Origin of the sequence: Streptomyces yaizuensis (assembly GCF_034961445.1) — a bacterium.
In the GTDB taxonomy this organism is placed as follows: Bacteria; Actinomycetota; Actinomycetes; order Streptomycetales; family Streptomycetaceae; genus Streptomyces; species Streptomyces yaizuensis.
Genome location: NZ_BSBI01000004.1, coordinates 409,711 through 423,877, shown reverse-complemented (window position 1 = coordinate 423,877; position 14,167 = coordinate 409,711). Strand labels below are relative to the sequence as shown.

12 protein-coding genes are annotated in these 14,167 nt (G+C 70.8%); 7 read left to right on the top strand and 5 right to left on the bottom strand.

Going from position 1 to position 14,167, the window contains the following annotated elements; translation table 11 throughout:
- The first annotated feature begins 2 nt into the window (after positions 1–2).
- Together SYYSPA8_RS12735 and SYYSPA8_RS12730 are read left to right on the top strand one after the other, a co-directional pair.
- Positions 3–4,151 carry an nSTAND1 domain-containing NTPase gene (locus SYYSPA8_RS12735; protein WP_323447212.1) on the top strand — a complete coding sequence of 1,383 codons (4,149 nt, stop codon included), beginning with the start codon at positions 3–5 and terminating at the stop codon, positions 4,149–4,151.
- 198 nt (positions 4,152–4,349) lie between these two features.
- Positions 4,350–4,859, top strand: coding sequence for a hypothetical protein (locus SYYSPA8_RS12730; protein WP_323447211.1), 510 nt, complete (start codon positions 4,350–4,352; stop codon positions 4,857–4,859).
- 46 nt (positions 4,860–4,905) lie between these two features.
- On the opposite strand, the gene SYYSPA8_RS12725 is transcribed toward SYYSPA8_RS12730, so the two are convergent.
- The 3 genes from SYYSPA8_RS12725 to SYYSPA8_RS12715 all read right to left on the bottom strand — a co-directional run bounded on the left by SYYSPA8_RS12725 (position 4,906) and on the right by SYYSPA8_RS12715 (position 7,542).
- A complete protein-coding gene (locus SYYSPA8_RS12725) occupies positions 4,906–5,742 on the bottom strand; it encodes a terpene synthase family protein (protein WP_323447210.1) in 837 nt (278 codons plus the stop codon).
- Positions 5,743–5,925: 183 nt separating this feature from the next.
- Positions 5,926–6,858 carry an alpha/beta fold hydrolase gene (locus SYYSPA8_RS12720; RefSeq protein ID WP_323447209.1) on the bottom strand — a complete coding sequence of 311 codons (933 nt, stop codon included), beginning with the start codon at positions 6,856–6,858 and terminating at the stop codon, positions 5,926–5,928.
- A gap of 168 nt (positions 6,859–7,026) precedes the next feature.
- Positions 7,027–7,542, bottom strand: a complete 516-nt coding sequence (locus tag SYYSPA8_RS12715) for a cupin domain-containing protein (RefSeq protein ID WP_323447208.1) — start codon at positions 7,540–7,542, stop codon at positions 7,027–7,029.
- A gap of 157 nt (positions 7,543–7,699) precedes the next feature.
- Between SYYSPA8_RS12715 and SYYSPA8_RS12710 the strand changes: the two genes are divergently transcribed.
- Complete coding sequence (locus SYYSPA8_RS12710; protein WP_323447207.1) at positions 7,700–8,296, top strand: TetR/AcrR family transcriptional regulator; 597 nt, start codon at positions 7,700–7,702, stop codon at positions 8,294–8,296.
- 215 nt (positions 8,297–8,511) lie between these two features.
- Here SYYSPA8_RS12710 and SYYSPA8_RS12705 read toward each other — a convergent pair whose 3' ends face one another.
- Entirely contained in the window at positions 8,512–9,867 is a 1,356-nt protein-coding gene (locus tag SYYSPA8_RS12705; protein ID WP_323447206.1) for a cytochrome P450, read from the bottom strand.
- A gap of 449 nt (positions 9,868–10,316) precedes the next feature.
- Here SYYSPA8_RS12705 and SYYSPA8_RS12700 point away from each other — a divergent pair, with 449 nt between their 5' ends.
- The 3 genes from SYYSPA8_RS12700 to SYYSPA8_RS12690 all read left to right on the top strand — a co-directional run bounded on the left by SYYSPA8_RS12700 (position 10,317) and on the right by SYYSPA8_RS12690 (position 11,949).
- Complete coding sequence (locus SYYSPA8_RS12700; protein ID WP_323447205.1) at positions 10,317–10,463, top strand: hypothetical protein; 147 nt, start codon at positions 10,317–10,319, stop codon at positions 10,461–10,463.
- 276 nt (positions 10,464–10,739) lie between these two features.
- Positions 10,740–11,309, top strand: a complete 570-nt coding sequence (locus SYYSPA8_RS12695; RefSeq protein WP_323447204.1) for an EF-hand domain-containing protein — start codon at positions 10,740–10,742, stop codon at positions 11,307–11,309.
- 268 nt (positions 11,310–11,577) lie between these two features.
- Positions 11,578–11,949: a hypothetical protein gene (locus SYYSPA8_RS12690; RefSeq protein ID WP_323447203.1), complete on the top strand. Its 372-nt coding sequence runs from the start codon at positions 11,578–11,580 to the stop codon at positions 11,947–11,949.
- A gap of 282 nt (positions 11,950–12,231) precedes the next feature.
- Here the strand turns inward: SYYSPA8_RS12690 and SYYSPA8_RS12685 are convergent, their stop codons facing one another.
- A complete protein-coding gene (locus SYYSPA8_RS12685) occupies positions 12,232–12,540 on the bottom strand; it encodes a hypothetical protein (protein WP_323447202.1) in 309 nt (102 codons plus the stop codon).
- A 772-nt stretch (positions 12,541–13,312) separates the two neighbouring features.
- Here SYYSPA8_RS12685 and SYYSPA8_RS12680 point away from each other — a divergent pair.
- The gene (locus SYYSPA8_RS12680; RefSeq protein WP_323447394.1) at positions 13,313–13,993 is read left to right on the top strand and encodes a glycine-rich domain-containing protein; all 681 of its coding nucleotides are present in this window, start codon (positions 13,313–13,315) and stop codon (positions 13,991–13,993) included.
- Positions 13,994–14,167 lie beyond the last annotated feature (174 nt).

The following is a 14,167-nucleotide window of genomic DNA, read 5'->3' as shown; positions in this document are numbered from 1 at the left end:
CTGTGGAATCGGTTGCCACGGAGCCGGAGGGTTTCCGGGCCGAGGCGGCGGTCGCGCAGATCGTCGTGGACGGCCGCGTCGCGGGCGCGGGCTTCCTCATCACCGACGTGCTGGTGGTCACCTGCGCGCATGTGGTCAGGGCCGCCCGCTCGGGCCCCGGGGACCGGGTGCAGCTCACTTTTCCCCGCGCGTCCGGTGCCCCGTTTGCCGAGGGAGAGGTGCTGGCCGGGCGGTGGCGGGCCCCGGACGGCGATGATGTCGCGGTCATCCGCCTGGAACGGACCCCGGCGGGGACCGGGCCGCTGCCGATGGGCTCCGCCGCGGGGTGCCGGGGCCACCGGGTGCGGTCGTTCGGCTTCCCGGCCCAGGCACCGCCGGGTGGCCATTTCGGATACGGCACCGCCGGCGACGTGCTTCCCGCCGCCGTCGGGGGCGACGGCGTGGGAGAACTGTTACAGCTCACCGGCGCCAATGACCTGACCCAGGGCTTCAGCGGCGGGCCGGTGATCGACCAGGAGACCGGTCTGGTGATCGGCATGGTCACCGCCATCACAGTGCCGGACGTCCACCACCGTGGCACGGGCATCGCCTACGCGACCCCCACCGGTGTCCTGCGGCAGATCTGTCCCGAGGTCGCCGAGCGCCCGGTGCGTCCCTACCGGGGGCTCGAACCCTTCACCGCCGCGGACGCCGCGTGGTTCCACGGCCGCGAGACTGCGGTGGACCGGGTCCTGGCCGGGCTGTGGGAACGGCCCGGAGCCCTTCTCCTGCTCGGGCCCTCGGGGGCGGGCAAGTCCTCCCTCATCCAGGCGGGGGTGCTGCCGGCGCTGAGCCGTGGCGCGGTGCCGGGAAGCGACCGGTGGCTGCCCGTCCTGGTGCCCCGTCCCGGGGAGGATCTCCTCGCCGAACTCGACCGGCACGGCCTCCCCGGAGCCGGCACCACCACGATCGCCACCGCCGTCCACAACCGGCTGGCCGCCGCGGCGGGCCAGGAGCGGCTCATCCTGGTCATCGACCAGTTCGAAGAGTTCCTCCACCACCCGGCCGCCCCGTCCGCGTCGCCCCCGCCGGCCGAACAGCTCGCGGAGCTGATCACCTCCGGTGCGCCGGTGAGCGTCATCCTCATCATGCGTGACGACTACTATCCGCAGCTCGCGGCCTTCGCGCCCACGCTGCTGGAGGCTGTCGCCCCCGGACTCGTCAACACCCCGGCCGCACTCAGCCGACAGGACCTGCGCGCCATCATCACCCGCCCCGCGGAACTCGCCCGGCTCCGCTTCGAGGACGGACTGGCGGAACGCATCATCGCCGATGTCCTCACCCGCGGGCACGCACCGGTCACCCTGCTCCCGGCACTCGAACTCGTCCTCAGCCGGCTCTGGGAGCGCAGGCAGGACAGCCGGCTGACCCACGCCGCGTACGAGCGGATCGGCCAGGTCACCGGGAGCCTGGCCGCGTGGTGCAACTCCGCCCTCGACCAGTTGCCGCCGCAGCAGCGGCCCATCGCCCGGCGGCTGCTCACCGCCCTCGTCCGCCCCGCCGATCCACTGCGTCAGATACCGGCCACCCGCCAGCAGGTCCCCCTCGAAACCCTCCGCTCCCTTGCCTCGGGACCCGGCGCGGACAGCACGGTCGACACGGTCGTCTCCGCCCTGGCACGCCACCGCATCATCACCACCTACGCCCGCACTCCGGGCCCTCCCCCGTCCCAGTACGTGGCCGAACTCGTCCACGACACCCTCACCCGTGACTGGGCCGAACTGCGCGACTGGGCCGAGCAGGACCACCTCTTCCACACCTGGCTGCGCCGCGCGGAGGATCAGCGGGCCCGGTGGGAGGAGAGCCACCAGAGCGGCGATCTCCTCCATGGGAGCGATCTCCTGGCAGGGCTGGAATGGCGCCTCACCCGGGGCCTGCCCGCGGACACGGCCGTGTTCGTCGACACGAGCAGGCGGCACGCGCAGGCCACGGTCCGGCGCACCAGGCGCCTGAACGTCATCCTCGCTGGCGTCCTCGTCCTCGCGCTCATCGCCGCCGGTACGGCGTTCCGGCAGCGGGAGACCGCCCTGGAGGAACGCCAGGCCGCGAGAACGGCACAGCAGGCAGCCCTGTCCCGGCAACTCGCCGTCCAGTCCGAGGTCGTGCGCGAGAGCAACCCCGATGCCGCGTCCCTGCTCGCGGTCCAGGCGTACCGGGCGTCGCCCACGGCGGAGGCCACGGCCCGCCTCTACCACGCGGCCGCGACACCTCTGCGACGCGTCGTCGCGGCCGGCGACGGGCCCATGGGCCCGGTGGTGTTCGGCCCGGACGGCCGGCATGTCCTCGCTGCGGGCGGCGGCAGGCTGCGGTCCTGGAACACCGGCACCGGTCGCAGCCGCGTGCTTTCCACCGGAATGACGGCGAACACCCGGTTCAGTGCCGACGGCCGTACCGCCGTGGACGCCGATCAGCACGGCACGACCAGGGTGTGGGACACGGGCACAGGCCGGCTCCGTTCCGTCTTCAACGGGCATGCACTCCCCCCGGGCCGGCAGGATGACTCGGGCATTTTCCCCCAGACCGGGCTCAGCGCCGACGGCCGGTTTCTCGTGGTCACCTCTCTCCGCGGTCAGTATGTGTGGGACGTGAGAAGGAAACCCGTTCTCGTCCTCGCCCTCCGGGACAGGCTCGGGTTCTGGGCCGGGCTGAGTCCCGACGGCAGCATGATCGCGGTCGAAACCGAGGAGAGCACCATCCTGTGGGATGTCTCCCGCCGCCGCGCGGGCCCGCTCCTCTCCGGCCGGCCCGGCCCGACGCGCCTGATGAGATTCAGCCCGGACAGCCGTACTCTGGCAGGCATATCCGGTAAGAGAATTCGCCTGTGGGAGGTCGGATCCGGCCGCCTGCTGGCCTCGCTCCCCTACAGCGGCAACTTCGACTCCGAAGTGTCCTTCAGCCCCGACGGAAGAATTCTGGCGGTACCCCTGGACAATGGCAGCATCCAGCTCTGGGACATCCCTGCGCGCCAGACCATGACCACCTTCATCGCCCACTCGGAACAGATGTCGCCGGTTTCCTTCAGCGCCGACGGGCGTCTGATGGCCGCAGTGGATCGCGACAACCGCATAAGGATCTGGGACACCCCCACGGGGAGTATCCGCAGAATGCCAGGGCTCCTGGGAATCTCTCCCGACGGACGCACGGCAGTCATCGGCGACGAGGACGCCGTGGATCTCCTGGACATCGATTCGGGCAGCAGAAAAGCCCGTCTCACCCTCCCATCGGGACACACTCTGGACGGCACAGCTTTCAGCGGCAACGGACAGAACCTGGCCACGGGCAGCTCCTCCAGGGAAAGGGCCACTGGCTCGACCGTGCGGCTGTGGGACACCGGTACCGGTCGCATCCGCAGAGAGTTCACCGTCGGAGCCGAGGCGAGGCTGGCAATCAGCCCGGACGGGCGGCAGATCGCCCTGTCATCGGACGGCAGGACGGTACACCTGCGCGACAGCACGACCGGCCGTATCAACGCCACCCTCACCGGCTACCGGGGCGATGCGCCGCGCGACCTCCGGTTCAGCCCCGACGGAACAAGGCTCATGGCACGATTCGATACACCGGCTCGCAGCACCACCCACGTGTGGGACGCACGGACAGGTCGCCGTCTGGGCCGGCTCGCCACGCACCAGGGCGAGCCGCACGGTGTCGTGTTCAGCCCCGACAGCCGCACTCTCGCGGCCGGCACCTCTGACGACCGGGTAGCACTGTGGAGCGCGGACACCGGCCGCCTCCTGGCAACCCTGTCCGGGAACACGGCCTATGCGACGTCCGTAGCATTCAGCCCTGACGGCCGCACCCTCGCCACGGGCAGCCTGCGGACAGGAATCATCCTGTGGGATCTGACCACCCGCCGCACCCGCTTCACCCTCCCCGGCCACGAAAGCGATGTAGTGGAGCTGGCGTTCAGCCCTGACGGCCGCACTCTCACCTCCCGCGCCGAGGACGAGACCGTACGAGTGCACCCCATCACATTTCCTGGCCCGGCAGAATCCATCAGAATCATCTGCCAAGCCCACCGCCGGGACTTCACCCCCGAAGAACGCGCAACCTTCTCCCTGTCCCCGTCCTCCCGCCCGGTCTGCCCACCGGCCCGGCAGCCGCCGCCCCCCTGACAGCGCACAGCCGACCGCGCGAGAACACAGGTGGCCCCGCGCCCTGCCCGACGGCAGTGCGGGCGCGTTCATGGTCGCCGAGTTTGATGACGACCTGGCAGCCGCCCGCACAAGCCTTCGCCGCGTGATCCGCAACGAGAATCGGATGCCGTCGGAGCCCTGGATCCCGCTGATCATCGGCTCTGGAATCATTCGCACATGGAATTCGAACTCACGCCGCCCACCGGTCTCGGCGCCCTGGCCATCGGCATGCCCCGCAAGGCAGCAGAGCAGGCACTCGCTTCGTTCCGCGACCCCTCAGCGATCTCCGAATCAGACCAGTTGGACAGGTTCGTCTTTCGGCCAAGCGGCCTGATGGTCAGCATTCACTGCTCGCGCGGCGAGCTCGAAGCAATCGAGCTGGGCCGACCCGCCGGCGGCCAGGACACCGTCCGGTTCCGCGCCATCGACGTCTTCGGTCTGCCCGCTGCCGAGGTAGTCACCCTGATGCGAGGGCTCGTCACGATGAAGGAGGCCGAGGACGACCCGGCCTCCTTCATCGCACCAGACCTTCTTCTCAGCTTCTGGCGCCCCTTCGAAGCGGACAACGAACCCGACAAAGAACAGGGCTACTACTTCGGCTCGGTCCTCCTGGCCCGACCCGGCTACTACGACACACCCGCTGAAGCCGCTGCCAGACTCCGCGCAGTTGGACACCAGGAGCCGTGACCTGACGAGGGCTCGGCTGGTGACGATCCACCCGTTACTCCGCTTGTCAGAGTGGAAGGGCCTCATCAACCACGGTCTTCAGGTCTGCCGGCAGATCAGGTGAGCCCCGCCAGTTCTGGGCGATCAGCAAGAGCGCAGCCCATGCGTCACGCGCCTCAGCGTTCGACTGCCCGGAAGAAACCGCGTCCAGCACCCGCCTGGCAAGTCCGTCGACAACCTCATACAGGGCATTCGAGACCCTGCTCACGTCATCCAGAGGCGAGCCCGCAACATGAGACGGTGCGCCGGTGACGTAGGGGAGCGAGGCGATGTTGTGCAGGCGGTTGACCCGGTAGCCGGGGAGGGTGGGCCCGTTGCCCCGCTGCCGGGTGAGCGGTTCGTACAGATAGCTGTAGAACCACAGGATCATCTGGGTGCGGAAGCGGTCGAACTGCTCCGGGGTGGCGATGCTCCGGGTCCGCAGGACCAGGTCGGCGGCTGTGTCGAGCCGGTGCGAGCCATCGGGGTCGTACGGGCGGGGAAGGTCCGACGGTTCCCCCTCGGCCGAGAGGACCGACACGATCGCCATCACCGCGTCGGCGGCCGGGTACGGGTGTTCGTGGTGGTGGCCCTCGTCGAAGAGGGTGTCGTCGTAGAAGAAGCCGAAGGCGAGCCAGCGGGAGAACAGCAGCAACTCCTCCCGTTCCGCGTCCGGGCACACACGGGCGGCGAAGGAACCGAACGAGGACCGGACGTAGCGTTTCAGCTGGGCCGGATGCTCGTACAGGCGTGAGACTTCCATCCACCGGGCGACGTCGGTGTCCAGCTCGGCCCGCAAGGGGCTGATTCTGGGCTCAATGGGGCAGAAGAGTTCGGGCAGTGGACGGCGCGTTCCTCCGGGCATGGTCGTCCCCTCTCGGGACCTGGAACGGCGGGCGGGATTCCGTAGGGGAGGCGCTGACGCGGTGGGTGTCCCCGTCCGGGCGGCTCGGCGCGCGGGCCGAGCCGAGCCGAGGCGGGAGGACGAGCGGTCACCCGCCGGATGCGGACCGCGCACGTCTTCGCGCGGACTCATGCGGCACAGGCGCTACGCGGTGGCGGTGGTCGGGTGGCTCGGTGGGCTGCTGGGCGACGCGGCCGCCCGGCCCTCGAAGAAGCTGATCAGTTCGCGGCTCAGCAGCTGTGGCTGCTCTTCCGAGAGATAGTGGCCGGCGTCGGGGATCTCGACGAAGCGGATGTCGGTCGCGAGGTGTTCGTTCGAAGCGCGGGAGAGTGCGAGGTAACGTCCGCCGGGGACCAGGACCGGCATGGTCAGCCGGGGGAATCCGGCCGCGACGCGCAGGTCCTCGCGCAGCGTCCGGTACCAGCCGGCCACGGCGCGGATCGCGTCGGCGGAGTCGTAGGCGCGGGCGTAGATCTCCCGGCTGTGTTCGTCGATGGACTTGGGAGAGACGGCGAGTTGATCGGCTGACCAGTCGACGACGGTCCGGTAGCGGCCCGCGAGCAGCCGCTCGGGGAGCCCGTCGAGCTGGTTGAAGCCCAGGTGCCAGGCGTTCAGCCCGTCCGGTGCGGGCAGAGCGGGGAGGTCCCCCAGTGCGCTCGTGGGTGCTCCCGGCTCCCATATCGCCAACCGGGCGGTGCTCTGGGGGTAGTGGGCGGCGAAGAAGTAGGCGATCCAGGATCCGACGTCCTCGCCCGCGAGGTTGACTCGCCTGTAGCCCAGGTGCCGGACGAGTTCGTGCATGTCGCGTGCCATGGTGGCCTTGTCGTATCCCGACGCGGGTTTCTCGGACTCGCCCATTCCCCGGTACTCGCAGACGATCACCCGGAAGTGCCGCGCGAGCAGGGGGAGCATCGTGCGGTACTGCCACCAGGTGCGGGGCCAGCCCGGGAGGAGCACGAGCGGATCGCCCGAACCGCTGCTCACGTAGTGCAGACGGACTCCGTTGACGTGGGCGAAGCCGTGCTCGAAGGAGTCGGGGGGTTCGGGTGGGGTGGGTGGTTCAGGTGGGGTAGGCATACGGGCTCTCCTGCGGGTTTGCGGTTGGGCGCTCGAACGCATGAGGGAGCAACATCCGCCCGGGGAGCACCGGAGGTCCGGGGCGGCCAGGCCGTTCCTCTGTGCCCTGCGGTCACGGGGCTTGCACCGGACACCGCGGGCCCACCGCGGACCTTTCCGGTCACAGCATCAGCCGGTGTCGGGGAGAAGCTCCGTGGCGTAGCGTTCCATCAGCTCCGTCGGAGGCTCCGCGATGCTGGCCTCCCGGATCGGCGGTGCCATCCCCGGCTCGGCCGGCCTGGCACTGGCGAGGAGGAGTTCCTCGATACCGCCCGGGGTGAAGAAGAAGATCATCTTGACCGCGTGGTGACCACGGTTGCGGAAGCGGTGCCGCGTGCCGCGCGGGACGAAGAAGAATCCCCCGGCACCGGCGGTCACGGTCGCGTCGCCGTTGAGGAACTCCAACTCCCCGGAGATCACGTAGAACGCCTCGTCGTGATCGTTGTGGACATGCGGCCCGGGTCCGCCCTCGGGCGGAACCGTGGCCTCCAGGAACGTCAGCGACCCGTTGGTCTCCCGCGCGCCGACCTTGAGGGTGTAGGTGTCGGCGAACACCCAGGAGGTCTCACCTTCCCCGGCGGGCACGTAGATCGCGCTCCGCTTGGTGTACCGGGGGTCCGTCACATAGGGATCGATCAGGCTCATGACTCTCCTCGTTGCCGAGCAGCAGTTTCCTAACGATCGTTAGTAAACTATTTCGCACCCGTGGCGACATGTCAACCCGGCCCCAGTAGGCTGCGAGTGAACCCCCTTCGAGCGGGTGGCCGAGTCGCCCCGCGGGCGAGGGAAGGAGAGAAGGCCCATGCCGGGTGGTCGACCTCGCAGCTACGATCCCGAGGCGGCGCTGAACGCCGCCATGCTGACCTTCTGGACCCAGGGCTACGAGGGCACGGCGATGTCCGACCTCACGACGGCCATGGGGATGAGCGCCCCCAGCGTCTACGCGGCGTTCGGGGACAAGGAGACCCTCTTCCGCAAGGCCGTCGAACGCTACATGGCCGGCCCGGGCGACTACCTGCGGGTAGCCCTCGACCAGCGGACGGCCGAGGCACTGGCCCGCACCTTCCTGCACTCCGCCGTGGAGGCCGTCACCGGCGACGACACCCCGCACGGCTGCCTGATCGTGCAGAGCGCGCTCGCCGTGAACCCCCGCGCGGCCTCGGTACAGGAGTATCTGACCGGCCTCCGGGAGGACGGAGTCCAGATCCTGGCCGACCGGCTCCGGTCCTTCCCCGGCGCCGACGGCCTGCCTCCCGGCTCCGACCCCTCCTCCCTTGCACGGCTCCTGGTCACCGTCGTCCAAGGACTCGCCGTCCAGGCCGCTTCCGGTACGGAGCGCGACGCGCTCCGTACCGTCGCCGACCAGATGATGCTCTGCTGGCCCCGAAAAGCGGAGTGAACCCGCAGCCGCCAGGGCCGCCCTCTCCGCTCACGGCAAGAACTCGCCGACCGGCTCGGCCGTCGAAGAAGTGCTGGAACGCATCTCCGCCTGGGACGGCTCGGACCGTGCGGCGGCCGTGGACACCTGGATGGCCGGGCTGGCGCGGACCCGGCGGGCGCTGCGTCCTCGCTGCTGCGCCGGTGTTCCCGGCCGGTCGGCAGAGGCAGACAGGCTCAGGTGTCGTTGCGCAGGCTCACGGTCATCCGGATGTCGTCGGCGGCCCAGAGCACGAACCGCTCGACCGGGACGACCTCGTGCCCGGGAACGGGACGGAACCGGAACCGCTTGAGCAGAACGGCGAGGATCAGCATGGCCTCGACCATGGCCAGGCGGGCCCCCTCGCAGGAACGCGGTCCGATCCCGAAGGGGATGTGGGCGAGGCGGGGCCGCGCGGCGCTCTCCCGCGGGGTGAACCGTTCGGGACGGAACTCCCGCGGCCCGGGCCAGTACGCCGGATTCATATGGACAGCCCAGAAGGGGTAGAAGACGGTCGCGCCGGCCGGGATCCCGTACGCCCCGACCACGAGCGCCGTATCCGTGCGCCGCGCCCCGTAGGGTCCGGGCGGACAGAGCCGCATCGCCTCCTTGAGCACCATCTCCAGATACGTCAGCCGCCCCAGATCCTCGTACGCGGGCGCCGCCCGGGCGCCGAGGACACGGTCCAGTTCTCCGGTGACCCGTTCGGTGACCCGGGGGTGCAGGGACAGCAGATACAGCGCCCACGAGACCGCGACACCGGTCGTGTGGTGGGCCGCCAGCATCATCGCCATGACCGTGTCCCGGATCCGCGCGGGCTCCTCGCCGGCCTCGACGAGCGCCCCGACGACATCGCTGCGGCCCCTGCGGCCGCCGTGATGGGCCGCGATGACCCGGTCGACCGTCCGGCGCAGAAGGAGGAGACCCGCTTCGGCCCGTTCCCCCTCCCCATTCCGCCCGGCCGCTTCCCCGGGTGCACCGGCTCCGGGCGTCCGGTAGAGCCCGTGCAGATGGGCGGTGAGGACATCCTCGAACGCGGAGACGACACGCTCCGGTTCACTGACCTCCCCGCCCAGGGCGTACGCGCAGATCATCCGCAGCGACAGCGCGGTGAGGTCCTTCTGGAGCCCCACCGGGCGGCCGTCGTCCCCCTCCGCGCCGCCGGCCTGTTCGGCCCAGCGGTCCGCGAGCGCCATCGTGAGCGCGGTGAACTGCGGGAGATACCGTTCGTGGGAAGGGCGGCCGGCCAGCACCGACAGCAGCAGACGCCGCCAGGAAGCATGCTCACCGGCCGGCATCACCTGCGGATTGCCCGTCTCGAAGAGCGGATCCAGGAACGCGAACAGCCGCTCCGGCCGCTCGTCGAGATGGGCCGTGGCCTCCAGCAGTACGGGATCGGCGATCGACACCGCCCCATCCGCTCCCGGAAGCTGAAAGCGGACGACGGGCCCGAACGCTTCGTGCAACCGCAGTTGGTACAGATGCAGCCCACCCGCGTCAGCGATCGCGCCCACACCGCCGTCCGCCCGCCACTCGGGCCCGGGAATCTCCATGACCACACCTCCCGAATCGATCACGGCACGGGCCAGGGCGACCCCGCCCCGCATACGGCAAGAGTGCCGCGACTCGCCGAGTGCGTCCACGTCCTGGATCGTCTGTCGTTGGTCCGAGTCCACCCGGGGGTCAGGTGTTCAAGGCAGGTTGCTGATCATGCAGTGCAAGAAGTACAGCGACCTGGTGAGGTCACGGCATGTCCAGACCTTCAACGGCACGGCTAGGTCGTTTCTTACGGATCAGGCTGGGTCAGGGAGCGGGGTCTGGTGCCGTGGATCGCAAGGCGGAGGAGGGAGTCCATGCGGTGGGGGTACCTCCCGGGCCGCCAGGCCCAGGGGGCCATCGGCGACTGACGACAACGCGGCGAGGCGCGGTGCCAGGGCACGCGAGCCCCAGCAAGATCCGTAAGAGACGGCCTAGGCCGCACCACGGCGCCGATGTCCCCGTCATGGTCGCGCTCAACGGCTTCACCCAGCCCGCGGCCGACTTCGCCCGGCAGCACCGCCTCATCCTCGTGGGACGCGAGGAACTCAAGTCGTGGGCACACGGCACCCATCTGCACGACGTGGTGGGCATCCCCCGAACGGCACCATGACGCCCCCGGGTCCGGGGTGGGTGTGTGCTCCGACCTCATGCTGGACGTGGGTGCTGCCAGGGCGGGCTCGACGGTCGAGGGCGTGTGAAGGGGCCCGGGGCGCCGGATCGATTCCGCCGTGTGCTGCGCCCTGTTCGATTCAGGGCCCTCACCGAACGGAGTAGTGTCGCCGCGCACCGCTGCCGTCCCGGACCCGTCCCCGGCCTCCGGGACCGCTCCCCCGCCCACGCCCCTCGCCCGCCTTGCGGCAGATCACCCGCTCAAAGGAGACAAGCGATGTCAGAGGAACTGCTGATCCGCAAAATCACCTACGGATTCGACCAGTTCGACGTGGACGGCAGCGGCGATCTGACCGAGGCCGATCATGTGCTCATGGGGCAGCGGTCCGCCCGGTCGCTCGGTCACCCCTCCGGATCGGAGGAGGAGCAGCGCATCGTGGACGCGTACGTGTCCGTCTGGCGGAACCTGCATGTGCCCCATCTGCCGCCCGGCGCCCAGGCGATGACCCGTGAGCAGTTCATCGAGTCCACCCGGTCCCTGGCCGACGACCCCGGCGCCGTGAGTGCCACGGTGGGGGCCCTGGCTGAGGTCTTCCTGGCCGTCGCCGACACCGACGGTGACGGGGTGGTCGACTCCGACGAGTACTTCTCCTTCCTGAGCGGCCACTTCCCCCGACGGCCCAGGGAGGAGGTGGACGCCGCCTTCCGGCGGCTGGACCGTGACGGGGACGGCAGGCTGTCGGCGGAGGAGTTCACCTCGGCGATCATCGAGTTCTGGACCAGCAGGGATCCGGAGGCTCCGGGCAACTCGTGGCTGGGCGTGGACTTCACCGAGCAGCCGGGGTGACCGTTCACCCCGCTCGCCGCCCACCAGAAGCACAGGAACAGCCGTGGCAGCGAGATGGGCACCCGCGTCCGCGCCACCCACGAAGGCCAGGTCCGGGCGCTCCTGCGCAACCGGGAGCCCGAGGGAGCGTTTGCCGAGATCGCCGCGCAGACCGAGATTCCCCAGAGACAGCACGAACAGGCCCATGCTTCGGACAGGCGTGCCTGACCGGAGACATCCCTGCCCGTGTCACAGCCTGGTGGGGAGCGTCTGCTGGGGGCTCGCGGCCGTGGGTCTCCTGGACCTGGGCACGGTCGCGACGGCGAAGGGCGGCACCATCACCGACGGTCCGGGCAGCGGCTGGTACACGGCCGCCGGCTGGATCGGGGGCATCTGGGTACTGCTCCTCGGCGCGTTCGTCGTCGGCCGCGTGAAGTCGCGCGAGCCGCTCCCTCCGGTCGAGCTGCTGGTGATCCTGACCCATATGCCCGCCGCTGCGGTGATCAGCGTGCTCGTCCTGTTCCAGGTGGACGAGTCGGGCCGGCACACGGACAGCGCCTGGCTCTTCATCGCCGTCGGCCTGGCGGTCCCCGCGCTGCTGTGGCTGCTGAACCGCGCGGGGTTGCGCGGCGAGGCCAGGGCGCGGGCACCCCGGCGCTGAACCGCCGGGCGCATCGCGGGGCACGGGGCACGGGGCGTCCCGGCGGACGGAGGACCGGGGCATCCGCCGCCCGGGGCCGGTCGGGCAGCGGCGCGGGACTCCCCCGCATACAGGGCCCGCACCAGCAGCCTCGGTGCGCCCGGTTCGTCCTCGTAACCGCGGGGAGCCGCACTTGTACTGCGTACGCGATGCCCTGGCCGGTCCCGGCGCGAGCCGACCTCTTCTTCACACGGCTGCGGCCCCGAACCGCGCTGGGCGGGGTTCGGGGCCGTTCTGCCGGTGTCATCGCCGACCAGATGCGGACGGCGACGTCCCCTCGGCCGGCTGCTGCTCAGCCGCCGCGCGGAGCAGAGCGGCGGTGGTGTCCGCGATGGACCGGGTCGTCTCGTCCTCCGTGGTGCGGCCCAGTTCCTTCAGGAGGAGGACGGCGGCTTCAAGGACGCCGACGTGGACCGGGACGGTGCGAATGGTCGCGAGCGCGGCCGCCGCGCGGTCTGCCGGTGAGAGGGCGGCCGACTGGGGGATGAGGGTGGAGACGCCACGTCCGAGAGCGGATCGGCCATGGTCACGGGGAGGCTGAGTGGTGGTCACCCGGGGATTCTCCCCCGCCGGGCCGCCCGCGCGCAGAGGCGAACCGGGTCGGCCCGCTCCAGCGCGGATCACGGCTGCGGCCGGGAGCCGACCGGGTTCGCCGCCGTGCTCCAGGGCCTGCCGGCCGACCTTTGCGCTCTGCACGCATCGTGAACCGGAGACCGGGTTCACCGCCGCCCGCACTCTCACGAACCGGCGCTGCGAGCAGGCCCGAGCCGCCGCTCAGACCCACGCCCGCGCGGGCACCGTCATGGTCCCCTCTTCGTGGCCACCGGTTCTCGGCGCAGGCTGCCGAGCTTCAGCCGGCGGCTGATCGGCTTCGACCCGCCGGCCGCGGGGACATCGCAAGCCGCGGGCCATGGGGGCTCGTCGCCTCCGCGGGGCCCGCCAGGGGCCCGGTGGGTGCATCGTGCTCGGAGGGTCCCATGACCGCTGCTCCGGCCTCCGCCGCCGACTGAGCGATGCCTGTTCGGCCGGCGTCCTCACCTCGGATGCAGCCCCCTGCGACAGGCCCTTTTGTGGCGCTCGCCTTGCCTGCCGGTGAGCCGTTCGGCCTCGTGAGGGATGCGCGGAATCCGTTCCGGCCTGAGGGTGAAGCACAGGGCGGAGGGTTCTCGGACCGGGTCTCTTCGTCTGCCGGAGCTGCTTCGGCGGAGGCTTTTGGCGCACGAAAGGGTGGAAGGCAGTGAGGGCATCTCATCCAACGTTTTTCCGAGGCCGGCCGCGAAGGCTCGGGCTGGCCGCCTGCGCGGGTGTTCTGGCGTTGTCCGCCATGACCGTGGTGGGCGAGGCTCCTCCCGCGCATGCCTCCGGTGGGCTCCGTGAGTACACCCAGAGTGCCACGTTCACCGTTCCCTTGGGGGTGACCGGAGTGCACCTGGTCGCGTGGGGCGCGGGGGGAGGGGGTGGCGGGTCCTTCCTGAACACCGCTGTCCAGGGTTATGCCTCGGGTGGCGGTGGTGGGGGCGCCGGGTTCATGCGTGGTGCGATCACGGTGCTGCCCCTGCAACAGCTCACCATCACCATCGGGGCCGGTGGTGTGGGTGGGGCGGGGAGTCCGGTGGACGGGGCCGCCAGTTCACCGGGCGGCGCGGGTGGTGACACGGTTGTCAGGATCGGGGAAACGGTCGTGGCCGTCGCCCAGGGAGGCAGTGGCGGGCAGGGGGGCCAGAGCGGCTCCCCCGCGCAAGGAGGGGCGGGCGGATCGGGTGGCAGCGGCACCGTGCCGCCGATCACGGCAACCGGCGGTGGCGGCTTCGTCCGTACCGGCGCGGCGGGCACCGCGGGTGCGGGTGTGGTCAGCAGCCCCGGTGGGACCGGCGGCCTGCCACCGGACCTGGGCAGCAGCAATCCGGGAAGCCGTGGGCGCGGCGGCGCGGGCGGTGCCGCCGACTCGCCGGCGGAGCCGGGCGCATCCGGTAACTCCGGCCTGTTGATCCTCGGCTGGTCCTAGCATCCGGACGGCAGTCCTGGTCAGAGCCCTTCGCCGACGGCTGCGGCCTGCACATGTCCCACCGAGTGGTCGCGACGGGCCGGCGACTCCAGCCGGGCCGTCCGCCGCCGGCCGCTCACCGGGCGACGGGCGTTTCGCGTCTCATCCAGCCCCGAGCCCCGCACCGGATGCGCG